20 protein-coding genes are annotated in these 23,852 nt (G+C 67.5%); 10 read left to right on the top strand and 10 right to left on the bottom strand.

What is annotated here, in order from left to right:
- Window positions 1–15 precede the first annotated feature (15 nt).
- A complete protein-coding gene (locus tag AC3DEZ_RS05915) occupies window positions 16–1,686 on the bottom strand; it encodes a CHASE2 domain-containing protein (RefSeq protein WP_488387394.1) in 1,671 nt (556 codons plus the stop codon).
- Window positions 1,683–3,311, bottom strand: coding sequence for a FecR family protein (locus AC3DEZ_RS05910; RefSeq protein WP_488387393.1), 1,629 nt, complete (start codon window positions 3,309–3,311; stop codon window positions 1,683–1,685). The genes AC3DEZ_RS05915 and AC3DEZ_RS05910 overlap by 4 nt, the downstream gene beginning before the upstream one ends.
- Window positions 3,312–3,455: 144 nt before the next feature.
- Between AC3DEZ_RS05910 and AC3DEZ_RS05905 the strand changes: the two genes are divergently transcribed.
- Entirely contained in the window at window positions 3,456–5,051 is a 1,596-nt protein-coding gene (locus AC3DEZ_RS05905; RefSeq protein ID WP_488387392.1) for a phytoene desaturase family protein, read from the top strand.
- 3 nt (window positions 5,052–5,054) lie between these two features.
- Here the strand turns inward: AC3DEZ_RS05905 and AC3DEZ_RS05900 are convergent, their stop codons facing one another.
- The 3 genes from AC3DEZ_RS05900 to AC3DEZ_RS05890 all read right to left on the bottom strand — a co-directional run bounded on the left by AC3DEZ_RS05900 (window position 5,055) and on the right by AC3DEZ_RS05890 (window position 7,720).
- Complete coding sequence (locus tag AC3DEZ_RS05900; RefSeq protein ID WP_488387570.1) at window positions 5,055–6,077, bottom strand: serine hydrolase domain-containing protein; 1,023 nt, start codon at window positions 6,075–6,077, stop codon at window positions 5,055–5,057.
- 188 nt (window positions 6,078–6,265) lie between these two features.
- The gene (locus AC3DEZ_RS05895; protein WP_447105123.1) at window positions 6,266–7,039 is read right to left on the bottom strand and encodes a queuosine precursor transporter; all 774 of its coding nucleotides are present in this window, start codon (window positions 7,037–7,039) and stop codon (window positions 6,266–6,268) included.
- A gap of 12 nt (window positions 7,040–7,051) precedes the next feature.
- Complete coding sequence (locus AC3DEZ_RS05890; protein ID WP_447105124.1) at window positions 7,052–7,720, bottom strand: DUF502 domain-containing protein; 669 nt, start codon at window positions 7,718–7,720, stop codon at window positions 7,052–7,054.
- Window positions 7,721–7,818: 98 nt separating this feature from the next.
- Between AC3DEZ_RS05890 and AC3DEZ_RS05885 the strand changes: the two genes are divergently transcribed.
- On the top strand, window positions 7,819–9,141 hold the full coding sequence (locus AC3DEZ_RS05885; RefSeq protein ID WP_488387391.1) for a hypothetical protein: 1,323 nt from the start codon (window positions 7,819–7,821) through the stop codon (window positions 9,139–9,141).
- 61 nt (window positions 9,142–9,202) lie between these two features.
- On the opposite strand, the gene AC3DEZ_RS05880 is transcribed toward AC3DEZ_RS05885, so the two are convergent.
- The 3 genes from AC3DEZ_RS05880 to AC3DEZ_RS05870 all read right to left on the bottom strand — a co-directional run bounded on the left by AC3DEZ_RS05880 (window position 9,203) and on the right by AC3DEZ_RS05870 (window position 10,628).
- Window positions 9,203–9,502: a chorismate mutase gene (locus AC3DEZ_RS05880; RefSeq protein WP_488387390.1), complete on the bottom strand. Its 300-nt coding sequence runs from the start codon at window positions 9,500–9,502 to the stop codon at window positions 9,203–9,205.
- A 154-nt stretch (window positions 9,503–9,656) separates the two neighbouring features.
- A complete protein-coding gene (locus tag AC3DEZ_RS05875; RefSeq protein WP_447105127.1) occupies window positions 9,657–10,112 on the bottom strand; it encodes a DUF4442 domain-containing protein in 456 nt (151 codons plus the stop codon).
- Between the two features lie 81 nt (window positions 10,113–10,193).
- On the bottom strand, window positions 10,194–10,628 hold the full coding sequence (locus tag AC3DEZ_RS05870; protein WP_488387389.1) for a hypothetical protein: 435 nt from the start codon (window positions 10,626–10,628) through the stop codon (window positions 10,194–10,196).
- Window positions 10,629–10,840: 212 nt separating this feature from the next.
- On the opposite strand from AC3DEZ_RS05870, the gene AC3DEZ_RS05865 reads away from it, so the two are divergent.
- From AC3DEZ_RS05865 to AC3DEZ_RS05855, 3 genes are all read left to right on the top strand, one after another.
- On the top strand, window positions 10,841–11,659 hold the full coding sequence (locus AC3DEZ_RS05865; protein ID WP_488387388.1) for an AraC family transcriptional regulator: 819 nt from the start codon (window positions 10,841–10,843) through the stop codon (window positions 11,657–11,659).
- Between the two features lie 394 nt (window positions 11,660–12,053).
- Complete coding sequence (locus AC3DEZ_RS05860; protein WP_488387387.1) at window positions 12,054–15,143, top strand: TonB-dependent receptor; 3,090 nt, start codon at window positions 12,054–12,056, stop codon at window positions 15,141–15,143.
- A 202-nt stretch (window positions 15,144–15,345) separates the two neighbouring features.
- The gene (locus AC3DEZ_RS05855) at window positions 15,346–16,371 is read left to right on the top strand and encodes a helix-turn-helix transcriptional regulator (RefSeq protein WP_488387386.1); all 1,026 of its coding nucleotides are present in this window, start codon (window positions 15,346–15,348) and stop codon (window positions 16,369–16,371) included.
- Window positions 16,372–16,426: 55 nt separating this feature from the next.
- Here the strand turns inward: AC3DEZ_RS05855 and trxA are convergent, their stop codons facing one another.
- The gene (trxA, locus tag AC3DEZ_RS05850; RefSeq protein WP_488387385.1) at window positions 16,427–17,284 is read right to left on the bottom strand and encodes a thioredoxin; all 858 of its coding nucleotides are present in this window, start codon (window positions 17,282–17,284) and stop codon (window positions 16,427–16,429) included.
- A 115-nt stretch (window positions 17,285–17,399) separates the two neighbouring features.
- On the opposite strand from trxA, the gene AC3DEZ_RS05845 reads away from it, so the two are divergent.
- From AC3DEZ_RS05845 to AC3DEZ_RS05830, 4 genes are all read left to right on the top strand, one after another.
- Window positions 17,400–17,987: a hypothetical protein gene (locus AC3DEZ_RS05845; protein ID WP_488387384.1), complete on the top strand. Its 588-nt coding sequence runs from the start codon at window positions 17,400–17,402 to the stop codon at window positions 17,985–17,987.
- 98 nt (window positions 17,988–18,085) lie between these two features.
- Window positions 18,086–18,724 carry a hypothetical protein gene (locus AC3DEZ_RS05840; protein ID WP_488387383.1) on the top strand — a complete coding sequence of 213 codons (639 nt, stop codon included), beginning with the start codon at window positions 18,086–18,088 and terminating at the stop codon, window positions 18,722–18,724.
- Window positions 18,721–18,936 (top strand): helix-turn-helix transcriptional regulator, encoded by a 216-nt coding sequence (locus AC3DEZ_RS05835; protein ID WP_447105135.1) that lies wholly within the window; start codon window positions 18,721–18,723, stop codon window positions 18,934–18,936. The genes AC3DEZ_RS05840 and AC3DEZ_RS05835 overlap by 4 nt, the downstream gene beginning before the upstream one ends.
- Window positions 18,933–19,541 carry a DUF998 domain-containing protein gene (locus tag AC3DEZ_RS05830; RefSeq protein ID WP_488387382.1) on the top strand — a complete coding sequence of 203 codons (609 nt, stop codon included), beginning with the start codon at window positions 18,933–18,935 and terminating at the stop codon, window positions 19,539–19,541. The genes AC3DEZ_RS05835 and AC3DEZ_RS05830 overlap by 4 nt, the downstream gene beginning before the upstream one ends.
- Window positions 19,542–19,589: 48 nt before the next feature.
- Here the strand turns inward: AC3DEZ_RS05830 and AC3DEZ_RS05825 are convergent, their stop codons facing one another.
- Window positions 19,590–20,873: a metal-dependent hydrolase family protein gene (locus tag AC3DEZ_RS05825; RefSeq protein WP_488387381.1), complete on the bottom strand. Its 1,284-nt coding sequence runs from the start codon at window positions 20,871–20,873 to the stop codon at window positions 19,590–19,592.
- Between the two features lie 148 nt (window positions 20,874–21,021).
- Here AC3DEZ_RS05825 and leuS point away from each other — a divergent pair, with 148 nt between their 5' ends.
- Window positions 21,022–23,655 carry a leucine--tRNA ligase gene (gene leuS / locus AC3DEZ_RS05820; RefSeq protein ID WP_488387380.1) on the top strand — a complete coding sequence of 878 codons (2,634 nt, stop codon included), beginning with the start codon at window positions 21,022–21,024 and terminating at the stop codon, window positions 23,653–23,655.
- The last annotated feature ends 197 nt before the right edge of the window (window positions 23,656–23,852 follow it).

Genomic DNA, 23,852 nt, shown 5'->3' with positions numbered 1-23,852 from the left:
CGGCCGCGACCTCCCTCAGGGCATCGCGGCGGCGTGGCTGACGCTGCGGTTGCGACCTGCCTGCTTGGCCTGGTAGAGCGCGGCGTCGGCGCGTTCGAACACTTCGGCCGCGTCCGGGGTGTCGCCGGCCTGGGTGGTGTGGATGCCGATGCTGGCGGTGAACGGTGGCGCATCGAGCGCACGCTCGGTACGCGCGGCCAGGTTGGCCAGATCGACATGGATGGTGGTGGCGATGGTCGCGGCCGCCTGCGCGGAGGTCTCCGGCAGCAGCACCGCGAATTCGTCGCCGCCCAGGCGCGCGATCACGTCGCGTGGGCGCCGCGCGCGCCCGCGCAGCACCCGCGCCAGCAACCGCAGCACGGCGTCGCCACTGGCATGGCCCTGGCTGTCGTTGAGCTGCTTGAAGTGATCGATGTCCAGCAGCAGCAGCGACATCGGCAGGTGGGTGCGCTGGATCGCGCGCAGTTCCTGTTCAAGCGCGTGGTTGAACTTGTTGCGGTTGGCCAGGCCGGTCAACGGATCGGTCTGCGCGGCGCGCTGGGTGCGGCGGATCAGCCGGTACACCCATACCGAGGCGCCGATGGCCAGCACCAGCAGGGTGGCCGAGGCGGGGAACCACAGGCGCGCGAACTGCAGCAGCAGCAAGGACAGCAGCAGGGTCAGGAGAATGGTGGCCAGCGCCGGCCGCCAGATCTGGCGGAACGCCGCGAAGCCGCACAGCAGCATGGGCAGGGAAACCAGCAGGATCGACAGCAGCAGTTGCCCGCCCAGCGACATCGGGGTGATCGCGCTGCCCTGGATCAGCATGTTGAGGACGTTGGCTTCGTATTCCACGCCGGTCAGTCCGCGCCCGCCGCGCTGGCCCGGCGCCTTGACGGTATCGCCCATGCCCATCGCGGTGGTGCCCACCAGGATCCAGCGCCCGCGCAGCAACGAGGCCGGTACCCGCTGGTGGATGACGTCGGTGTACGAGACCTGGGGGAATCCGTTGGGCGGCCGCGCGTAGGGAATCAGCACGCGATGGTCGCGCACCCAGCGTTGCGGCGACGCCTGTTCCTGATCCGAAAGACGTTCTCCAGGCAGATCGTCGTTCTGGGGCAGTGGCTGATCCAGTTGGCTCAGGGCCAACGCCAGCGCCGGCCAGCGCGGCGAGCCCTGGCCGGCGCGCAGGTAGGCGCTGCGCACCACGCCATCGTCGTCCGCGGCCAGATCCACATGGCCCAGTGATGCGACCGAGGCGGAGAATTCCGGAATCGGCAGCAGCTCCACCAGCGGTCCATTGACCTGGGTGGCCTCGGCCAGCACCGGCAGCACCACCTTGCCGTGCCGGCTCATCGCCCGGGCGAGCAGGGCGTCGCCTTCCGGATCGAACAGCGCCGGCTCGGACAGCAGCAGGTCCAGGCCGATGCCGCGCACGCCGATGCGCCCCAGTTCGTCGACCAGCCGGGCATGCTGGCGCCGCGACCATGGCCAGCGTCCAAGTTCGCCGAGGCTCTTTTCGTCGATGGCGACGATGGCGATGCGGTTGTCGGCTTCCTCCGCGGCCAGGGGACTCAGCTGATCGTAGAGCCACTGATCCATCCGGGCGACCAGTCCGGTCAGGATCAGGCAGGCCACGATCGCCGACGCGCCCAGCGCGATCAGCAGGCGGCTCCTGGGCTTGGGTGTGGAGGGCGAAGTGATCATAGGCTCAGCAGGATCAACAGCGCGCCCGCGCCGACGCCCACGCGGCACAGGCGACACGGCAGCTTGATCTTCTGGGCGGGAGCGAACTCGCCGACCTCGCCATCGGTGTCGATGGCCTGCGCGCGCAGGTACCAGGTGCCGCCGGCGAGCTTGGGCAGGGTGATTTCGGGCTGTTCGACCACCTCGTCCACCCGCGGCCGTTCGAAGGAGGGCGAACGCGACATCTGGAAGCGGTAGCGCTGGCCAGGCTGGCCGGCGCGCCAATGGAACGTGATGTCACTGGCGCGTGCGCCGTCTTCGTCCAGATCGATATCGTCGATCGGATCGAGCGGCCTGACCGTGAACTCGATGGCGTCTCCAAACGGCCCCTTCTTCCCCTGGGCATCGATGCTGCCCACGCGCCAATAGTACGCGCCGGCGGCAAGCGGCTCTGAGACGGTGATCGCTTCTCCGCGCACGTCGCCGCCCTGCGCGACGGGATTGCGGAACTCGGGGTTGTCCGCCACTTCATAGCGGTAGCGGTGGGCCTCCGGCGCCTGCGTCCAGCGCAGCGCCGGACGGTCCTGGCGGACCAGGCTGCCGGCCACGGGGGCGACGGCATAGGGCGGCACCGGGCGTCCCTCGATCCCGAACGCGACATCCGACTCGCGGCCTTCCAGTCCCTGGCCGTCGATGGCGCTGACCCGCAGGTGATACCGCCCCGGTTCCAGCGCGGGCGCGGTCACCGAAGGAGCGTCGACGGCGAGATCGGCCGTCAGCGCGGCGAAATCCTGATGGCGGCTGATCAGGATCCGGTAGCCGCTGGCGCCAGCGACCGCGGGCCAGGCGAATTGCGGGCGGACGCTGTCCTGCTGCGCGGTGATCGAGGACAGGTCCGGTGCGGGCAGCAACGCGAGCGGCCGCAGCGGGTCGCCATCGCCGGCCTGCGCACGGGTGCCGAATCCGGGCCTGAGCAAGGTGGCGCGCCGGCCGGAGGTCACCGCGACGTGCCCGTCCAGCACTTCCGCACGTGTTCCCTGTTCGCCGGCATGGATGCGGAAGCGGGTACCCCGCACGGCCGAAGAGGCGGTGGGGGTATCGACAATGAATTGATCGCCCGCGCCGCGCAGGCGTCGGACCTCGTTGTTGGCGCGGCCGCGCTGGAGGCGCACGCGGGTGTCGACCATGCCGGTGCGGCCATAGCGGGTGAGCCGATCCAGCACCAGTTCGCTGCTTTCGCGCAGGCGCAGGCGGGAGCCGTCGGCGAACTGCAGGCTCAGCGAAGCGCCGAGCGCGGTCAGCAGGCGGCTGCCGGTGCCCAGTTCCATGCCTTCGCTGACGGGGCGCTCCGCGCCGGCGGAGCTGACCGCGGTGGCATTGCCGACCAGCGCGATCACCCGCGCCTGCGCCGGCTGTTGACGCAGCCAGGTCAACGGAATGCGCAAGCGAAGACCAGGCGCGAGCCGGTAGGGATCGGCGATATGGTTATGCTGTTGAAGCCGATGCCAGTCGACTCCGGGTTTGAGATAGGCGCCACCGAGATCCCACAGGGTGTCGCCGGGCCGAACCCGGTAGATCCAGTCCTCGGCGAATGCGGGGACGCAGGCCGACGCCAGGGCCAGCAGCAGCCCCGCGCGGATTCCCATCCTCCGGACGAACGTCGTGATCGCCAAGCCTGTCCCCTGCCATCCAGTTTGCGTGCTTAGTCACAATTATAGGCGAGCCTGCCGCCGGACAGTGGCCGGTACCGGCCCCGGCTTCCGTTGTGGGGCGTTGGCCGGAGCGCGGCCGTGAGCGGGGTGGCCCGCGATGTGCTGCTGATCGGCGGCGGCCACAACGGCCTGGTCTGCGCCGCCTACCTGGCGCGGGCCGGCCTGAAGGTGACCGTGCTGGAACGTCGCGGGGTGCTGGGCGGGGCGGCGGTCACCGAGGAGTTCCATCCCGGTTTCCGCAATTCGGTGGCTTCCTATACGGTTTCGCTGCTGCAGCCCCGGGTCATCGCCGATCTGGAGCTGGCCCGCCATGGCCTGCGGGTGGTCGAGCGCCGGCGCAACAACTTCCTGCCGCTGCCGGACGGCGGCTACCTGCTGACCGGCGGTGGCCAGACCCGCGCCGAGTTCGCCAGATTCTCCGCCCGCGACGCCGAACGCCTGCCGGCCTACGAGGCCCGGCTGGACGCCATCGCCGACGTGCTGCGCGCACTGGCGCTGGAACCGCCGCCGAACCTGACCGACGGCGGCTGGTGGAAAGCGCTGCCGGAACTGCTGCGTACGGCGCGTCTGGGCCGGAAGCTGCATGCGCTGGACGAGACCCTGCGCCAGGAATTGCTGGATCTGTTCACCATCTCGGCCGGCGAGTACCTGGATCGCTGGTTCGAGAGCGAACCGGTCAAGGCGCTGTTCGGTTTCGACGGCGTGGTCGGAAATTACGCCAGTCCGTACACACCCGGCTCGGCCTACGTGCTGCTGCACCACGTGTTCGGCGAGGTAAACGGAGTCAAGGGCGCCTGGGGCCACGCCATCGGCGGCATGGGCGCGATCACCCAGGCGATGGCCGGTGCGGCGCGCGCGGCCGGCGCCGAGTTGCGTACCGGCGCCGGCGTGCGCGAAGTGCTGGTGGAACAGGGACGCGCGGTCGGCGTGGTGACCACCGATGGCGAGATCCTGCGCGCGCGCGCGGTGGTCGCCAACGTCAATCCCAAGCTGCTGTACGAACAACTGATGCGCGCGGACAACGTGCCCGCGCCGACCCGCGAACGGATGGCGAATTGGCGTTGCGGTTCCGGCACCTTCCGCATGAACGTGGCGTTGTCGCGCCTGCCGGATTTCACCGCCTTGCCGGGCGAGGGCGATCACCTGACCGCCGGCATCATCCTCGCGCCGAGCCTGGACTACATGGATCGCGCCTATCGCGACGCACTGGCGTACGGCTGGTCGCGCGAGCCGATCGTGGAGATGCTGATTCCCTCCACGCTGGACGATTCACTCGCGCCGCCCGGCCGGCATGTCGCCAGCCTGTTCTGCCAGCACGTGGCGCCGGTGCTGCCGGATGGACGCAACTGGGACGATCACCGCGAGGAAGTCGCGGACCGGATGATCGCCACGGTGGATCGCTTCGCGCCCGGCTTCGCCGATTCGGTGCTGGGTCGACAGGCATTGAGCCCGCTGGATCTGGAACGCACCTTCGGATTGATTGGCGGAGACATCTTCCACGGCGCGCTTTCGCTCAACCAGTTGTTCAGCGCCCGCCCCATGCTGGGTCAGGCGGGCTATCGCGGCGCCGTGCCCGGACTCTATCTGTGCGGCGCCGGCACCCATCCGGGCGGCGGCGTGACCGGCGCGCCGGGGCATAACGCGGCACGCGTGATCCTGGCCGATCTGAAGTGACGCTCAGCGCCCGCGAAACAGATCCGCGATGGCGATGGCGGTGCGATAGGGCTCTGGTTCGTTGCGATTGCTCAGAAGGATGACCGTGAGCTTTTCCTTCGGATAGCGCACGATCACGTTGCGGAAACCGATGCTCTCGCCGGAGTGCCAGACCGCATCGCCGTTGATGCGCCAGCCGAAGCCGTAATAGGGCACGTCCGGTTCGCTGGTTGGCGTGGCATGGCTGAAGGCGAGATCCAGCGATGCCTTCTTCAGCAGACGCTCGTCATACAGCGCGGCGTCCCAACGGGCCAGATCCCGGATCGAGGAATAGATGCCGCCATCGCCGAGCACCGCGCTGGTCGGACTCTGGTCGGTGCGTTCCCAGCGGCCATCGGTTTCGCTGTAGCCATATGCCCGGTTGACCACGGTGGAGACGCCTTCCTCCAGCGCCACCGTGTCGGTCATGCCCAGCGGCAGGAAGACGCGCTGGCGAAGGAAGCTGGCGAAATCCTGCCCCGAGGCCTTGCCGACGATCAGCGCCAGCAGCGCGTAGCCGCTGTTGCTGTAGCGATACGACGTACCGGGCGCGAAGTAGGTGCGATCCTGTCCTTCCAGGATGTGCAGCACGTCGATGTCGTGCAGCTGCCCCGTCAGATCCGCGGGCATCGCGTCCTCGTAGTCGATCAGGCCGGAGGTGTGGCTGAGCAGGTGGCGGAGCGTGATCCTGTCGGCGGTGGCCGGCAGCGAGGGCAGCCAGCGCTTGATCGGATCGTCCAGCTTCAGCTTGCCGTCCTCGGCCAGCATCAGGATGCTCGCGGCGGTGAACTGCTTGGTCACCGAGGCGAGGCGGTAGTTGGTCTCCGGCGAGGCCGGCACGCGATCTTCCAGGTTGGCCAGGCCGAAACCGCGTTCGACCACCGGCTGGCCATCCTTCAGCACCAGCAGCGAAGCGCCCGGCAACTGACCGTCGTAGCGCTGCATCAGGGTGGCGATGGCGGCGTCGCGTCCGGCATCCGCACCACCGGCTTGCGCATGCGCGCTCATCGGCAGGGACAGCGTCGCCATCAGCAGCAAGGGCAGCATCCGCATGGTCCGCGACAGGTTCATCCAGCCTCTCCCCGGTTTGAATGGAAGCCGGAGCATAACGGGTTGCGGGCGGGGGGCGCAGGGCGGAGCGGATGACGGAGCGGAGCAGGCTCCGCTCTACGCGGGCGCGTCCCGCGTCCGACCGATCAGTCCGCCGCCGCTTCCAGCCGCAACTGACGTTCGCGATCCTCGCCCAGGTAGCGACGGATGGCATGCCGCATCAGGTACAGCAGCGGAATCAGCGCGATCGCGGCGAGCATCTTGTAGACATAGTTGACCGAACTGACCGCCAGGAACAGCGAGGTCGGCCACTTCTGCGGCCCCAGCACGAAGGCGATCCAGATGACCACGAAGCTGTCGACCAGCTGCGAGATCGCGGTCGAGCCGGTGGCGCGCAGCCAGACCATGCGCTCGCCGGTGGCGGCCCGGATTCGATGGAACACCGCCACGTCGATCAGCTGTCCGATCAGGAAGGCGATGATCGAACCGACGATCGACCACATGCCCTGGCCGAAGATCGCGGCGAACGCGGCCTGGTAGTCCGGCACGCCCTGGTGCTCGGCGGCCTTGACCCACCAGCCGGCCGGCGCCGTGGCGATGGCGAGGAAGGCGAACACGAAGCCATAGACGATCAGCGCCACCGCCATCCAAGAGATGAAGCGCACGCCGCGACGGCCGAAGAACTCGTTGATGGTGTCGGTGAGGATGAACACGAACGGCCACAGCAGGGTGCCGACCGTGAAGTTGAGCGAGCCGCTCTGCCCGAACAGGTTCCATTCCAGCGGCGCGATGCCGAGGGTGTCCTCCAGGGCGAAGATCTTGACCCCGATGAACTCGGCCAGCACCGCGTTGACGCAGAAGAACGCCGCCAATGCGATGAACAACCGTACCGCGCGATCATCGAGGGTACGGCCATTCATCGTCGTCATCGATCAGCGCTCTCCCGCGCGGGTGAAAGGCATGGATTCGGGCGAGACCGCGCCGCCGGAGATGATGAAACTCATCGCCTGATCGACCGTCCAGTCGGTCGGGGTCAGCAGTTCCACCGGCACGATTTCCAGATAACCCGAGGTCGGGTTGGGCGTGGTTGGCACGTACACCGCCGCCAGCTCGCGGCCGGTGCCTTCCTCGCGGATCACCCGCGTCACCAGGCCCACCGACTTCATGTCGCGATGCGGAAAGTCGATCAACACCACGCGCTGGGTGCTGCCTGGCTTGGTCTGCAGGATGTCCAGCAACTGGCGCGCGCTGGTGTAGATGGTGCTGGCCAGCGGAATGCGCAGCACCAGCAGTTCGAACCAGCGCAGCAGCTGCTGGCCGATCACGCGGCGGGCGAGCACGCCGACCGCCAGGATTGCCAGCAGGGTGGCGGCCAGGGCGATCGTGTTCTGCACCCACTGCGCGTTGAACCAGCCCAGCGCCTGCGGGAACGAGGCGGCGATCTGGTGCGAGGCGGGGCCGACGAAGGGTTTGCTGATATCGGAGAGCAGCACGAACACGAACTTGACCACCACCCAGGTCAGCCAGATCGGCAACAGGGTGAGCAGACCGGTCAGGAACAGGCGCTGCAGGGAAGGGCGGGAGGCGGGGTCGGGGGGCATGGCGGCTATTGTAGGACCTGGCCTGGCCGGCGTGCGGGCTTTGCTACGCTGGGCCGGAGAACGCTGTGGGGAGCGATATGAAACGGAGTTTGCAGTTTTTGTCGGTGACTGCACTGGCGCTGGCGGTGCTGGTGGGGGCGCTGTTCGCGGTGTCGTGGCTGTTCTGGCCCACGCGCGCCCAGGAGCAGGCGCTGGCGATGCTCACCGCTCCGGTCCCGGAACCGCCGGGTCGAAATGCCTTCGCCGATGTCTGGCTGTTGCGCTATGACCTGCCGGCGGAAGCGCGCGAGCGGATCGCGGCCGAGGATGTGGCGCGCTTCAACCAGCGCCCGGCGGTGCCCGATGACGCCGCTTCCGCCGAGCCCTTTGTCAGTGGCGCCGAAGCCGGACATCGGGAAGAAAAACTGCCGCCTTCGTCCGACCATGGTTGTGGACTGCGCGCGCCGGATTGCCTGGGGCGCGTGCGGGATGACCCGGACAAGGCGGCCGCGCTGTTGTCCGCGCATGCGGGATTGTTGCAGCGAAGCCGGGACGCGCTGGAACACAACGACTATCTCCGGAGTCGGTTCCGCATGCAGGTCGACATGCCCTTTGCCATTACAGCGATGAGTGACGGTGCCACGCTCATGCGTATCGACGCGGCGCTGGCATTCGTGCGCGGCGAACGGGAGCGTGGCGTGGAGGGTGCCTGCCGGAGCGTTGTCGCCTGGCGGCGCTGGATGCGGCAGCCGGATCTGCTGATCGACGCGATGCTGGGCGATGCCGCGATCCGTGGCTGGCTTGAACTGCAAGGCCAGATGCTGGCCGAGCTGCCAGCGGACGTGCCGTTGCCGGCGGCCTGCCGGTCATTGCGCGAACCGCCTCCCCTGACGGACGACGCGATGTGCAGGGTGATCAAGCGCGAGTTCGAATTTTCGCGGCCCATGTTCGAACGGGATGGCGCCGGTGGAGCGGCGACATGGGGAGCGTCCACCGGCAGGAAGATACCGTTCGTGTACCGGCCGCACGCCACGCAGGCGATGATTGCCGAGACCATGACGTGGCCCTGCGGCGAAGCGGCCCATCGCCAACGCCTGGCGGATCAGCCGGTGACCGTCCCCGCGCCGGCGGCGCGGTTGCGGCTGGAGTGCGTCGCCAACAGCATGGGATGCATCCTGAATGACATCGGTCGGCCCGCCATGGCGCCTTACCAGCATCGCCTGCAGGACCAGCGCGCACGCCTGAACCTGATGGCGACGCTGCTGTGGCTGCGTGAGCAGCCAGTCGATGGACGCACGCTGGCTCGGCGCGTGGCGGCCAGGCCCGTGGCGTTGCGGCAGGGGCGGGACATCGAAGTGGTGGAGGACCGCCTGCGCATCCCGCTGTTCGACGCGGGCGAAAAAGCCTATTGGGAACTCGCCGTGCCGGAGGCGCTGCGCTAGGCCCGCGGCTCTTCCGGGGAGCCGGTGCGACCCGGCGCGCGTGCCTGCGTGGAACGAGGCGTCAGCGCGTATGCAACCGCGCGTGCTCGGCCGATTCCGCTTCGATGAAGGCCGCGATCATGGCGCGATAGGTGGCCTCGATCACCTCGGGATTGCCGCCCTGCGCGATGGCCAGTGCGCGTACGCGTTCGATGATGGCCGCCACCCGTTTCGGCGCCTGCACCTCGTCGGTGTTCCGCTTGAAACGTGCCGCCTGTTGCACATAGGCGCCGCGTTCGGCCAGAAGCCCGACCATCCGCTGATCCAGCGAATCGATGTGGGCGCGGACTTCGTCCAGGGAGGTACAGTCGATGATGTCCATGCGTCAGGTACTGGAGAAGGAAGGTCGCATCATCCAGCGTCCCGACGCGGGGCGCCAGCTTCCGGATCGGGGGTGATGGGCTCGGGTGTCCCGGCCTGGCGCTGCCGTCTGGCGGATCACCGCCGGGCCCGTGCCCGCGATGCGGCCGGCGCGCTCACGCGCGCGCCCTCGGCTTCAGCCGCACGTAAATCTGCTTGCGGACCCGCGCGACCACTTCGCCCTGCGCGTCGACCACGTCCACCGGCAGCCAGCGCAGGTGCTTCTCGCCGTTGGCGGCTTCGGCGCGGATGTCATCGAGCATGGCTTCGTCCACGCGGAACTCGGCATGCACGGTGCCCTTGCCGGGTTTGACGAATTCGATCTCGCCGGCCTTGTCCCAGACGAAGTAATCGCCGCCCAGGCATTCCTTCACCAGGATCATCCAGAACGGATCGGTCATCGAGAACAGGCTGCCGCCGAAATGGGTGCCGACGTAGTTGCGGTTCCAGGGACGCATCCGCATCTCCACCCGCGCGCTGCGCCAGTCGTCGGCCATGCGGGTGACGTGGATGCCACTGAACAGGAATGGCGGCCAGACATTGAAGATATGGCGAAGGGTGGAGGCTTTCATGGCCGGGCGTGGGGACGGACGGGCTTCCAGCCTACCATACGTATAGGTATGGTTTGTCCATCCGTCCCCGTGCCGAGGCGCCTAGCGCTGTTCGAGCAGAGCGTCCGCCAGTTCATCCGCCATGTCTCCGGAGTCGGCGACACGGAGCGGGACTCCGAATGCTTTTTCCAACTGGGTTGCCCGGGCCCGTTCCGCGCTGCGCCTGGCCGCATCCAGTTCGATCGTGATCATGCCCTTGCAGGATTCCGCGAGGACGTCCCGATTGCGCTTGAGCCACAGCGCCCGTTGCTTGCGTTCTTCCTGGGCCTGACGCATCGCGTCGCCGTCGAGCTGCTCCAGGTCGGCGTGATGACCGGGCGGGAAGATGATCACGAACGGCTGCGCGCGCCCGATGAGCGCTTCCATTTCCCGTTGCCACTGGGAGGCGACGCCAGCCTGTTTCTCCCTGGGCGTCGCGCGCACGAAGGGAAAACGGGAATCGTCGTGAAGCTCGAAGCGGAATCGACCGTCGGTCATGGGGGGTCTCCTGTATCCAGATGAATGAAGGACGCGGAGGCTGGCGGCCGGCAGGTGGCGGGCGAGCGCGTGGGTCATGCGTGCGACCGTGACGGGGGAAGCCCGCCTAGTGACGGTCACGTCTCCGGAATGGTCCGGAGCGGTTGGCCCGGGAAATATCGCCGCGGGCGGTGCTGGAATGATAACGGTATCTGGCCTATAAGTACTGGAATATGGCCAAGCGCAAAACTGCCCGGGAAACGGATGACAGGGACTACAGCGAATGGCGCGAGGGGCCATGGCTGATCGCCACGCGCGGGGACATGGCACCGGGAGGCGGGCGTCGACTGGGCGCCCGGGAGTACGACTGGCATCACCATGTACGCGCCCAGGTGTTCTGCGTCGAGGCCGGCCTGATCCATGTGCAGACCTCGCAGGGCTCCTGGTTGCTTCCACCCCATCGGGCCGGATGGATGCCGGGTGGCGTGTCGCACAAGGTCAGCACCAGCGGCACGTTGAGCGGATGGACATTGTTCGTCGCGCCGGACGCCTGCGAAGGATTGCCGCCGCAGCCATGCGTGATCGGGATCAGCGATGTGCTGCAGGCGCTGGCGCGGCGTGCGGCCGATTGGGACAAGCAACGGCCCATGGCGCCTGATCAGGCGCGGATTGCCGCCGTCATCCGTGACGAGATCGCGCGCGCGCCGCGCGAATCGCTGCACCTGCCGATGCCGCGGGATCCGCGCATGGTGCGCGTGACGCGCGCGCTGCTGGCCGAACCCGACAGCCCGCGCACACTCGACGACTGGGCCGCTTTCGGTGCGATGTCCCCAAGGACGATGCGCCGTCTGATTCTTGCCGAAACGGGTTTGACCTTCGCCCAGTGGCGCCAGCAGGCGCAGTTGACCCACGCGCTCGAGATGCTGGCGGGCGGCGATGGTGTCGCGGATGTTGCCGACGCGCTGGGATATGCCTCGCCCAGTAATTTCATCGCCATGTTCCGGCGTGCCTTCGGCGACTCTCCCGCGCGCTACTTTTCAAGGCGGCGCTGAAAAAAAAGCCCGGCTGGGGGCCGGGCAGTTGAGGGCGACGCTTGTCGAATTCGTCGACCTGACTCGACCGAGAGAGGAGTGGTCGGGGTGAGCCACTTTGCCGTCGTCGTGCCGATGACGGTTATCCACGAACGATGAAATGGCTGTGCGGCGATGCGCGTTGTCGCGGCCACTCCGTTGGAGCCAGGCATGGACTCCTATACCAGGATCCGGTCTTCGCGACGCATACGCGCTTCCTGATGGAATCTGCCGCGCCAATTCGTTTTCCATGCACAACTTCATTGTGAAGTTCCCGTTAGTTTCCTTCGGCAGGACGCCGGGCCCCGCATGCCTGTTCGCGGCACGTCCCGACGACGTCCATCTCCATTCATCCGATTCACTGCCGAGAGCGCCAATGACCAACCACCGGAATCAGAAACATCTCTCCAAAGGACTGCGCCGTACCGCCCTGTGTGCCGCGCTGGGTTTGTGCTTCGCGGGCGGCGTGCACGCGCAGTCCAATTCATCGGGTGCGATCGTGGGACGCGCCGCCGCGGGCGAGACCATCACCGTCACCAATCCGGCCACCGGTTTCAGCCGCGCCATCACCGCCGGCAGCGATGGCAGCTACCGGTTCTCCGCGCTGCCCACCGGGCAATACACCATCACCTCGGGCAGCGGCGGCAACCGCACCGTGACGGTCAGCGTCGGCACGGCATCGACCGTCGACTTCGCCGCGCGCGATGCTTCCACCCTGGATACCATCACGGTGGTCGGCGGATCTTCCATCAATCCCATCGACGTTTCGTCGGTGGAGTCCACCACCATCCTGACCGCCGAACAGATCGCCAAGGTGCCGGTGGCGCGCGACGCCACCAGCGTGGCACTGCTGGCGCCGGGCACGGTGCGCGGCGACGTGGCGTTCGGCAACCTGGCTTCGTTCGGTGGCTCTTCGGTGGCCGAGAACCAGTACTTCATCAACGGCTTCAACATCACCAATTCGTTCCGCAGCCTCAATTTCTCGCAGGTGCCGTTCGAGGCGATCGCCGAGCAGCAGGTCAAGACCGGAGGCTACGGCGCGGAATTCGGGCGTTCGCTGGGTGGCGTGATCAACCAGGTGACCAAGCGCGGTGGCAATGACTTCCATGCCGGCGCGAGCGTCTACTACACCCCGGACTCGCTGCGCGAGAAGACCCGCAGCACCTATCTGGCCAATCCGCTGGCCTGCGGCCCCGCACCGTACATCGCCTGCACGAAAGGGCAACTGCGCCAGGACAGCAGCCGCGACAGCACCTGGGACGTCGAAGGCTCGGTGTGGGCCAGCGGCGCGCTGATCCAGAATCGCCTGTTCGCCTACGGCCTGATCGGCTACAAGCGGCAGGAGCAGAAGTTGTGGGGCAACGTGCTGTCCAGCACCAACGTCGACAACTCCGTCAAGACGCCGACCTGGCTGTTGAAGATGGACTGGCAGATCAGCGACAACCACCTGCTCGAATTCACCGGCTTCTCCGACAAGGCCGACACCGAGACCACGGTCTACGGCAACACGATCGGCGTCCTTGATCGGCAGGCGCTGATCGGCACCTCGTACGGCGAGCAGGGTGGCGAGAACTATGTGCTGAAGTACACCGGCTACCTGACTGACAGTTTCACCCTGTCGGCGCTGTACGGGCATGGCGAGTTCTCGCGCGGTCAGTATCTGCGGACGGCGTCCGGCGTCGATGTCCGCTACAACGGCGATCTGCACCAACCCGCCACCGGTTGCCCGATCATCGTCGATGCCCGTCCATCCTCGCGCCAGCAGGCCACCGGTGTGTACGCCAGCCAGTGCAACCTGACCGGTGGCGCGATTCCGCGCTCCGACTCCGGCGATACCCGCGACCAGTTCCGCATCGACGCCGAATGGCTGCTGGGCGATCACCGCCTGCAGTTCGGCGTGGACATCGACAACTTCGAGTCGGTGGCGGGCACGTCGACCGAAGGCGGCCGCGTATGGCGCTATTCGACCCTGGCCGACGGCACCGACATCGTGCGCGAGCAGATCGTCAACCAGGGCTCGGTGAACGAGGTCAAGCAGCGCGCCCTCTACGTCCAGGACAATTGGAACGTCACCGACAATTTCGTCGCCTATCTCGGCGGCCGATGGGACACGTTCGACAACCGCGACGGGTTCGGCAACACCTTCGTGAAGGTGAGCAACCAGTTCGGCCCGCGTCTGGGTTTTGCCTGGGACGTCAACGGCGATTCGAGCTTCAAGCTGTTCGGCAACGCCGGCCGCTATGCGCTGCCGCTGACCTCGGACGTGGCCACCCGCGGCGCGTCGGCGTCGCTGTTCACCCGCCAGCAATTCACCTTCACCGGCGTGGATCCGGAAACCGGCGCGCCGCTCGGCCTGGTGCCGCGGGTGGGACCGCCGGGCCAATTGCAGTACATCAACGGTGAGTTCGGCGAGCCCAAGAATCCGTTGACCGTGGCGGCCAAGGATCTGGATCCGATGTACCAGGACGAATTCATCCTGGGCTTCCAGGCCGCGCTCGGCGATCACCTGTCACTGGGTGTGCGCGGCATCTACCGCAAGCTGAAGGCGGCGATCGACGACAACTGCGACTACACCGCGATCCTGGAGGCCGCGGGCTTCCATCTGGACGAAGACGATGGCTGGCTCGATGGCCAGGGCCGCAGCCCCGCGCTGCCGAGCGCCGGCTTCCCGTACTGCCGCATGTTCAATCCAGGCAAGGACGCGGTGTTCCTGACCGATCTGTACGGCGACGGCAAGTTGACCGAGGTGCGCGTCAAGGGCGATCGCCTGGCCCCGAAGGCCAAGCGTTCGTACCAGGCCGTGGAGATTTTCCTGGACGGCAACTGGGACAAGGTATTCCTGCAGGGCTCGTACACCTACGCCAAGAGCAAGGGCAATACCGAAGGCGGCGTGAAGTCGGACATCGGCCAGGTGAACACCAACGCCACCCAGGACTTCGACTACCTCGAACTGACCACTGATACCTTCGGCTATCTGCCCAATGATCGTCGCCACAGCCTGAAGCTGTTCGGCAACTACGAGATCACCGACGAGTGGTCGGTGGGTGGCAACCTGCTGGTCCAGTCCGGGCGGCCCATCAACTGTCTGGGCGTGCTCTATCCGTACCACGGCGATTTCCATCCCTACGGATCCTCGTTCATGCGCTGCGGCACGACCGCCGCGGGGCAGTCGGCCGATCCCGACACCGGCGAGCTCAACGGTCCGGTGGTGGCGGTGCCGCGCGGTACCAAGGGACGGCTGCCCTGGAGCTACTCGCTGGATCTCAATCTGCGTTACGCGCCCGCCTGGGCGAAGGGGCTGTCGTTCAAGGTGGACGTGTTCAACGTGCTCAACAAGCAGCGGGTGGTGTCGGTGGTCGAACAGGCGGAGGACCCGGACACCGGCCTGCCCTCGGATGTCTATCTGCTGCCCACGGCCTACCAGCCGCCGCGTTCCGTGCGCTTCATGGTGCAGTACGACTTCTGACCCGGGTTCACGGCGTGCCTGCCGTGCCGCTTCGATGGCCGCCTCCGGGCGGCCGTCGTCGTTGCGGTCCGGTGTTTGTCAGCCCGGTACGGGTACGCGCCGCGATGACGTCCGTCACCGTGGATTTGCGTTTCGTCACCGTCGGCTTGTCGGCGCGACGGCGGGTGGAGAGCATGCGGGGGTCTTGACGGGGTGGAGCGCCATGCGCGACGACACGGGCTTTGCGGATGAACTGGAAGCGGAGACGGAAATCCTCCACGCGCGTGAATCCGTCTGGCGGGAGCCGCCAGGCCAGCCGTGCGGGGTCGTCCTGATGGACGCGGAGGGATCCGACATCGTCCTGCCGCGCGCCGGTGAATGCGCGCTCTATCTGATCCACGCGTCGAGGCCGGGTGCGTTCCTCGAGCTTCCACCGGGGTGGTGGTCCATGCTGGTGCCCCTTTCAGGCTCCGTCGGCGCCACGGGCGACCGGCTGCGCTGGGACATCGAAGCGGGCCGGTGCCTGCTCTGGGACCGTCCGTTGCGGGTGATGGGAGCGCGGGCCCATGGTCGATGGCTGTGCCTGTGTGGTCCGGTGGAAGCGTGGATCCGCGTCGGCTGCGAACCGCAGGTGATGGCGGACCTGCTGGCGGACGAGATGGCGTGTCCACCGGATCTGGTGGCGCGATTGGAAGCATTGAGGGCGATGCTCGGCGCGGCGCGGGAAAGCATGGGGAGCGGAGAGCGCGGCGAGACGCGGGGCAATGGACGAAACGGCAATGCGACCGTCACCCGCAGCGTGTTCGGGGTGGCGGGAAGCATGCATGCGCAACAACAGGGGCTGCGCGCCCTGATCGAGCGTTGTCCCGGTCGCAGCCACCGACGCAAGCGCTGGTCGATGCAGCGCCTGTTGCGCATCCGTCACGCGATCATCAGCGGCCATCACGGCGAACGGATGAGCATGGACCGCCTTTCCAGTCAGGTGAGCTACTCGCGCGGACATCTCGCGCGGGTCTATCACAGCGTCTTCAGCGAGACCCCCAGTGAGTGCGCGCTCCGGATGCGCCTGCAACGCGCGCTGCATCTGGTGGAGCAGACCGGCCTGGCGTTCTGCGACATCGCCGAGTACACGGGCTTCGACAGCCAGAGTTCCTTCAGCCGCGCATTCAAGGGGCGGCACGGGATGACGCCCACGCAGGCGCGCCTGCGGCGCCATGCCTCGGCCGAGCAGGCGCCGATCTACGTGTAGCGCCGGACTTGCCCGGCGAGTGGAGTCTTCCGGAAGCGGAAGAGCCGCCCCGCGATCAGAACAGCAGCGAAGACATCCGGCGGCGATAGCGCCCGACGAGGTCCTCGTCCTCGACGACCCGGAAGGCGTCGATGAGCGCCTTTTTCGGCAGGCCGTCCTGATAGCCGCGATCCCGGCCGAGCATCTCGATGAACTGCGCCAGCGCGGCCTCGTCGTCCCCGGCGATGAGGTGGTGCACACCCAGCAGGTGGCGCGCGCGCAGATCGTCGGGATTGGCGGCGATCGCCGACGCCAGCACTTCCGCCGGCGGCGCGTCCTTGAGCGCCGACACGAACCCCAGCCGGGCGCGGGCACGGACCGCGCGGTCATCGGTGGCCAGGTTCGCGGGCAGGGCATCGAGCAACTGCTCGGCTTCCTGCGCGGCGCCGGTCTTCAACAGCGCCAGGGCCAGGTCCAGCTTCAGTTCGTCCCGGTCCGGCTCCGCTTCCACCGCGTGGCGCAGGGCCACCACCACGGCGTGCGGATCCTGCGCGAGCTCGGTGACTTCCTCGGGCTCGGCCGCGACGGCCGGCTCGATGCCATGCTGCTTGAGGAATTCGCGCAATTGTCCTTCGGGCAACGCGCCCGGGAAACCGTCGACCAGTTGCCCGTCCTTGACCAGGAACACGGTCGGCACGGAGCGGATCTGGAAGGCCGCGGCAATCTGCTGCTCCTTGTCCACGTCCACCTTCGCCAGCAGGAACGCGCCGTTGTATTCACCCGCCAGCTTTTCCAGGATGGGACCCAAGGTCTTGCAGGGACCGCACCAGGTCGCCCAGAAGTCGACCAGGACCGGGATTTCCAGCGACTTGCGCAGGACTTCGGTTTCGAAGGTTTCGGCGGTGGCGTCGAAGACGTGGGGCAGCTCGGTCATGGGAAGAGGGCGGTCGTGGACGGATGCGGCCTGAGATGGCGGCGGTTGTCGTTGGTTTCAAGCACGACGGCGGCATCGCCCCGGCCAGACCATCCACCACCCGAGATCGCATCGCATGAACCTCCTGTTCCGCCTGGCCGTCACCGGCCTGCTCCTGTGCGCTTTCCGCCCATCGTGGGCCGGCGAGGAAATCCGTCCATCCGTCGAGCGCAACGCGGCGCCTTCCGTGCAACTGGATCACTACGCCCGGTTCGAACTGAAGCCGGTCCAATTGCCGGCCCCCTACGCCGGGCAGGAGACCAACGAGAAGGCGCGTGGTTCGGTGCAGGACAATCTCCGGCAGGGACTGGGCCAGTGGGTCGCCCAGCGCAATGCCGAACCGGTCCGGGTCGAACCCGCGCGGACGCTGGTGATCGAACCGATCATCGAGAAGGTGCGCTTCATCAGTGGCGGCAAGCGCTTCTTCGCCGGCGCCTTCGCCGGCAGTTCACGCATCCTGCTGCGGCTGCGGCTGACCGACGCGGCCTCGGGCGAGGTCGTCGCCCAACCCGAGTTCTACCAGCACGCGCGCGGCATGGCCGGCGCCTGGACCGTCGGTGGCGCCGACAACGCGATGCTGGCGCGGGTGGCCAGCCTGGCCCGGGACTACGTGGCCGCCAACTACGCCGAGCAGGCGGGGGGACCGACGGGATGGGAGGAATAGCCCGGACTCCCGGGATGATCCCGGTAACGATGTAAAAAGAACTTGACATGTCCCGAACCGAATGTAAGGTTTACATTACATTCGATGGGGGATACGTCATGACGGGACATCCGGGCCGGACGATCGGCCGGTATGGCGTGATGTTGGTGGCGGGAGCCGCGCTGTGGCTGCTGATGGCCGGACCGGGGAAGGTGCTCGGTTTCGACCCCGGTCCCCTCGGCATGGTCCTGCTCGTCGCCAGTGCCTGGGCAGCCCTGTACCTGGTGCAGTTCTCCGCGCGGGACGAAGGGGAGCATGCGATCTCCCCGGGTGAATGGCGCGCCCGCATCGGCTTCGCCTTCATGCTGGGGGCGGTGGCGTACTTCGTGGCCAAGCTGGATCTGTTCGCCGGCCCCGGCGCGGTGGACAGTGCCGATGCCCGCGCGGTGGCCCGCAACCTGGTGATGCTGGGCATCGCCTGGGCGGTGCTGGGACAGGCGATGGCCTCGCGCTGGAAAGGCAGGATCCAGGAAGACGAGCGGGACCGCGAAATCGCGCGGCAGGCCGGTCACTGGGGACATGGCGTGCTGGTGATCGGCCTGATCGGACTGGCGGTCACGCTGGGTTTTTCGCCAGCGCACCGGTTGCAATGGGCAAGCCATTTCCTGCTCGCCAACCTGCTGGTGCTGGTCCTGATGCTGGGCTGGCTGTGCGAGTACGCCGTCACCGCGGTCTACTACTGGCGCGATCGCCGATGACCGGAACCCCGATCGCCAACGACATCCGCCGCCTGCGGACCGAGCGTGGCGAGATGACCCAGCAGGCGCTGGCCGATGCCTGCGGAGTGACCCGGCAAACTATCATTGCGCTGGAGGCGGGGCGCTACGCGCCCTCGCTGGAATTGGCGTTCCGCATCGCGCGGACGTTTGGCGTGGGCGTGGAAGAGGTGTTCCGTTGGGAAACGCAATGAATCGCTGGTTGCCGCTGACCGGTATCGCCGGCGCGGTCCTGTTCACCGCCACCCTCGTCGGCTTTGCGGGGGCGCTGGCGGGGTATTCGCACGTGACGCATCCGGTCGCGGTGCTGGGTGCCAAGGGCATCCCGAATGCCAATGCCTTCAATCTGCTGGGCCTGATGCTGCCGGGATTGCTGGCCTCGGCGGCGATGCTGGCGCTGCGCCAGCGACTGCCGCGCGATGCCGGCTGGATGGTGCGGATCGGCGCGCAACTGCTGCTCCTGTCCACCTTGGGTGTGGTCGCCCAAGGATTGCTGCCGCTGGACCCCGAGGATCTGCACAACGCCAGCAGCAGCTACCACGCCACCGCGTGGATGCTGTGGTGGGTCGCATTCGTGCCAGGCGTGTTGTTGTTGGCGGCGGGACTGCGGGGCCGGAGCGACTGGTGGATCGTGTCTCGCCTTGGCGTGCTGGCGGCGGCGGGCGTGCTGTTCACGGTGCTGTTCGCCGTCGACGTCCTGCCGGCCGGCATCGCCCAGCGGCTTGGCTTCGCGATCTGGTGGCTGTGGGTCGCCTGGGCGGGCTGGGCCGCGTGGCGGCGTCCGTCCGGCGCCACCTGAGCCAGCGCCACCGGAACTTCAGGATTGCCTGGACCCGGGGCGCCTGCGCTAGGGCTGCTTGAACAACACCCCATCCTTCATCACCAGCGCGGCGTCGAGCACGCGCTGGATGTCGGCGACCGGATCCCCGGGCACCGCCACGATGTCGGCGCGCTTGCCGGCCTCGATGACGCCCTGATCATCCACGCCCAGGACCTCGGCCGCGCGCACGGTGGCGGCCTGCAGCGCCTCGGCGGCGGGAATGCCGGCCTCCACCATGTAGATGAACTCGCGCGCGTTGTCGCCGTGCGGTCCCACGCCCATGTCGGTGCCGAAGGCGATTTTCACTCCGTTGCGGTAGGCCTTGGCGGCGGTGTCCTGGATCTGCGCGCCGATGCGGGCGGCCTTGGGGCGCACCACTTCCGGGAAATAGCCATCCACCTTGGCCTTTTCGGCGACGAATCGGCCGGCGTAGATCGTTGGTACGTACCAGGTGCCGTGCTGCTTCATCAGCCGCATCACCTCGTCGCTCATGTAGGTGCCGTGCTCGATGCTGGTCACCCCGCCCAGCACCGCGCGCTTCATGCCCTCGGTGCCGTGCGCGTGCGCGGCGACCTTGTAGCCGTAATCCCGCGCGGTCTCGACGATGGCCTTGACCTCATCCACGGTGAACTGCGGCGCATCGCCGGACTTGGCATAGCTGAGCACCCCGCCGGTGGCGGTGATCTTGATGACGTCGCTGCCGTCCTTGTAGCGCTGGCGCACCGCCTGGCGGGCGTCGTCGATGGAATTGATCACGCCTTCGGTCGGGCCGGGCGGGCCGATCAGATGGGCCAGATGGTCGTTGTAGCCGTTGCTGGGATCGGCGTGTCCGCCGGTGGTGGCGATGGACTTGCCGGCGGCGAAGATGCGTGGCCCTTTCACCAGGCCCTGGTTGACGGCGTCGCGCAGATGGGGCGCGATTTCACCGCCGAGGTCGCGCACGCTGGTGAATCCCGCCATCAGGGTCTTTTCGGCGTAGCCCACCGAGCGGTAGGCGAAATCGACCGGATCCAGGCGGAATCCCTCCGAATAGCTCTGCGGATTGGACTGGCCGCCCAGATGGACATGCAGGTCGGTCCAGCCGGGCAGGCAGGTGTGGCCGGCCAGATCGACGGTGCGAGCGCCGGGAACCTCCGCACGGCCCTCCAGCACCTCGGCGACGCGGCCCTCGCGGACCACCACCGTCCGCGCCGACAGCAGCTTGCCGCTGCGTGACTCGAACAGCCGCTCACATTGGAGCGCCAGCGGTTCGGCGGCGGTGGCGGATAGCGGGACGAGCAGGAAGGCCAAAGCCAGGACGGAACGGGACATGCGGGTCTCCGGAGCGGGTCCGGGCCATGGTAGCGGAGCCTCCGGGCGTGGATCCGCCAGTCGGCCCGTGACCTTCCGGAGTGGAGCCCCCTGCTGCACTGCGGTACCCTTGCCGACTTTGCCGTCGCCTTTCCCGCCTACGTCCGCCATGTCCGCTGCCGAACCCGTCGCCTACGAACCGCAATCCGTCGAATCCGCCGCCCAATCGTTCTGGGAGACTCGCCGGGCCTTCGAGGTCGACGAACAGTCCGACAAGCCCAAGTACTACTGCCTGTCGATGCTGCCGTATCCGTCCGGCGCGCTGCACATGGGGCACGTGCGCAACTACACCATCGGCGACGTGATCAGCCGCTACAAGCGGATGACCGGCCACAACGTGCTTCAGCCGATGGGCTGGGACGCGTTCGGCCTGCCGGCCGAGAACGCCGCCATCAAGAACCGCACCGCGCCGGCCAAGTGGACCTACGCCAACATCGATCACATGCGCAGCCAGCTGAAGCTGCTGGGCTACGCCATCGACTGGTCGCGCGAGTTCGCCACCTGCCGTCCGGACTACTACGTCCACGAGCAGCGCATGTTCACCCGCCTGCTGCGCAAGGGCCTGGCCTACCGCAAGAACTCGGTGGTGAACTGGGATCCGGTCGATCAGACCGTGCTGGCCAACGAGCAGGTCATCGACGGCCGCGGCTGGCGCTCCGGCGCGGTGGTCGAGAAGCGCGAGATTCCGCAGTGGTTCCTGCGCATCACCGACTACGCCCAGGAACTGCTGGACGGCCTGGACGAACTGCCGGGCTGGCCCGACGCGGTCAAGACCATGCAGCGCAACTGGATCGGTCGCTCCGAGGGCCTGGAAATCAAGTTCGCGGTGGACGGCTGCAGCGAGGCGCTGACCGTGTTCACCACCCGTCCCGACACGCTGATGGGCGTGACCTTCGTGTCGATCGCCGGCGAGCATCCGCTGGCGCTGAAGGCGGCCGCATCCAATCCGGAGCTGGCCGCGTTCCTGGCCGAACTGAAGCAGGGCGGCGTGTCCGAGGCCGAGCTGGAAACCCAGGAAAAGCGTGGCATGGATACCGGCCTGCGCGCCGTGCATCCGATCACCGGCGAGAAGCTGCCGGTGTGGGTGGCCAACTTCGTGCTGATGGGCTACGGCACCGGCGCGGTGATGGCGGTGCCCGGCCACGACCAGCGCGATTTCGAGTTCGCCACCAAGTACCTGTTGCCGATCCAGCAGGTCATCGCGCTGAAGTCGCCGCGCAACGAGGAAGAGAAGACCTACGATCCGACCACCTGGCGCGACTGGTACGGCGACAAGACCCGCGAGGATCTGGAACTGGTCAATTCCGGCGAATTCGACGGCCTGGGCTACCAGGGCGCCTTCGAGGCGCTGGCCGAGCGCTTCGAACGCCAGGGCCGCGGCCAGCGCCGGGTCAACTACCGCCTGCGCGACTGGGGCGTCAGCCGCCAGCGCTACTGGGGTTGCCCGATCCCGGTGATCTACTGCGACAAGTGCGGCGCGGTGCCGGTGCCGGATTCGCAGCTGCCGGTGGTGCTGCCCGAGAACGTCACCCTGGACGGCGTGAAGTCGCCGATCAAGGCGGATCCGGAATGGCGCAAGACCACCTGTCCGGAATGCGGCGGCGCGGCCGAGCGCGAGACCGACACGTTCGACACCTTCATGGAATCGAGCTGGTACTACGCGCGCTACACCTCGCCGGGCGCCAAGGACATGGTCGACAAGCGCGGCAACTACTGGCTGCCGGTGGATCAGTACATCGGCGGCATCGAGCACGCGATCCTGCACCTGATGTATTTCCGCTTCTATCACAAGCTGCTGCGTGACGCGCGGCTGGTGGACAGCGACGAACCGGCGACCAACCTGCTGACCCAGGGCATGGTCATCGCCGAAACCTTCTACCGCGACAACACGGACGGTTCCAAGGACTGGATCAACCCGGCCGACGTGGACGTGCAGCGTGACGAGCGCGGCCGCATCAACGGCGCGACCCTGCGCGCGGACGGCGCGCCGGTGCAGATCGGCGCGGTCGAGAAAATGTCCAAGTCGAAGAACAACGGCGTGGATCCGCAGGCGATGGTCGATCGCTTCGGTGCCGACACGGTGCGCCTGTTCTCGATGTTCGCCGCGCCGCCGGAGCAGTCGCTGGAGTGGAACGAGGCCGGCGTCGAGGGCATGGCGCGGTTCCTGCGTCGTCTGTGGACCCAGGTGCAGAAGCATGTCGCCGACGGCCAGGCGCCGGCCGCGGAGCTGGCTGCGCTGACCGCCGGACAGAAGGCGCTGCGCCGCAAGACCCACGAGACCATCGACAAGGTCGGCAACGACTACGGCAAGCGTCACAGCTTCAACACCGCGATCGCCGCGGTAATGGAACTGTCCAACGCGGTGTCGAAGTTCGACGACGCCAGCGGCAATGGTCGCGCCGTGCGCCAGGAAGCGCTGGAAGCGGCGGTGCTGCTGCTCAATCCGATCACCCCGCACGCCAGCCACGCGCTTTGGCAGGCGCTGGGCCATCCGGAAACCCTGCTGGAAGACGTCACCTTCCCGCAGGTCGACCCGGCCGCGCTGGTGCGCGACTCGGTGACCCTGGCCGTGCAGGTCAACGGCAAGCTGCGCGGCACCATAGAGGTCGCCGCCGACGCCGCGCGCGAGCACGTCGAGGCGCTGGCCCGGGCCGAACCGAACACCGCCAAGTTCCTGGAAGGGATGACCATCCGCAAGGTGATCATCGTGCCCGGCAAGATCGTCAACATCGTGGCCGGCTGATCACCGGCCACGGTTCCGTTCCGCGGCTCCTCAGCCGCGGTCTTCGGCTCCGCCATCCCGGCGAAAGCCGGGATCGTGGCGGGGCGAAACGTCCCTGGATGTCAGCGGAATCCCGCAGGTCCTGGCTTGTCCCGGCCATCCAGCGCCGCGGCGCCGGCCGCCGGTGGGCGTGAAACGGGGCAACGCCGTCACCGGTA

This window comes from Pseudoxanthomonas sp. 134C1, from assembly GCF_057773065.1.
This window is presented reverse-complemented; position numbering and strand designations above follow the sequence as displayed.

Coding starts and splice junctions, on each gene's coding strand:
- AC3DEZ_RS05915 (WP_488387394.1), bottom strand. CDS start 1,686: ATGATCACTTCGCCCTCCACACCCAAGCCCAGGAGCCGCCTGCTGATC.
- AC3DEZ_RS05910 (WP_488387393.1), bottom strand. CDS start 3,311: ATGGGAATCCGCGCGGGGCTGCTGCTGGCCCTGGCGTCGGCCTGCGTC.
- AC3DEZ_RS05900 (WP_488387570.1), bottom strand. CDS start 6,077: ATGAGCGCGCATGCGCAAGCCGGTGGTGCGGATGCCGGACGCGACGCC.
- AC3DEZ_RS05895 (WP_447105123.1), bottom strand. CDS start 7,039: ATGAATGGCCGTACCCTCGATGATCGCGCGGTACGGTTGTTCATCGCA.
- AC3DEZ_RS05890 (WP_447105124.1), bottom strand. CDS start 7,720: ATGCCCCCCGACCCCGCCTCCCGCCCTTCCCTGCAGCGCCTGTTCCTG.
- AC3DEZ_RS05880 (WP_488387390.1), bottom strand. CDS start 9,502: ATGGACATCATCGACTGTACCTCCCTGGACGAAGTCCGCGCCCACATC.
- AC3DEZ_RS05875 (WP_447105127.1), bottom strand. CDS start 10,112: ATGAAAGCCTCCACCCTTCGCCATATCTTCAATGTCTGGCCGCCATTC.
- AC3DEZ_RS05870 (WP_488387389.1), bottom strand. CDS start 10,628: ATGACCGACGGTCGATTCCGCTTCGAGCTTCACGACGATTCCCGTTTT.
- AC3DEZ_RS05865 (WP_488387388.1), top strand. CDS start 10,841: ATGGCCAAGCGCAAAACTGCCCGGGAAACGGATGACAGGGACTACAGC.
- AC3DEZ_RS05860 (WP_488387387.1), top strand. CDS start 12,054: ATGACCAACCACCGGAATCAGAAACATCTCTCCAAAGGACTGCGCCGT.
- AC3DEZ_RS05855 (WP_488387386.1), top strand. CDS start 15,346: ATGCGCGACGACACGGGCTTTGCGGATGAACTGGAAGCGGAGACGGAA.
- trxA (WP_488387385.1), bottom strand. CDS start 17,284: ATGACCGAGCTGCCCCACGTCTTCGACGCCACCGCCGAAACCTTCGAA.
- AC3DEZ_RS05845 (WP_488387384.1), top strand. CDS start 17,400: ATGAACCTCCTGTTCCGCCTGGCCGTCACCGGCCTGCTCCTGTGCGCT.
- AC3DEZ_RS05840 (WP_488387383.1), top strand. CDS start 18,086: ATGACGGGACATCCGGGCCGGACGATCGGCCGGTATGGCGTGATGTTG.
- AC3DEZ_RS05835 (WP_447105135.1), top strand. CDS start 18,721: ATGACCGGAACCCCGATCGCCAACGACATCCGCCGCCTGCGGACCGAG.
- AC3DEZ_RS05830 (WP_488387382.1), top strand. CDS start 18,933: ATGAATCGCTGGTTGCCGCTGACCGGTATCGCCGGCGCGGTCCTGTTC.
- AC3DEZ_RS05825 (WP_488387381.1), bottom strand. CDS start 20,873: ATGTCCCGTTCCGTCCTGGCTTTGGCCTTCCTGCTCGTCCCGCTATCC.
- leuS (WP_488387380.1), top strand. CDS start 21,022: ATGTCCGCTGCCGAACCCGTCGCCTACGAACCGCAATCCGTCGAATCC.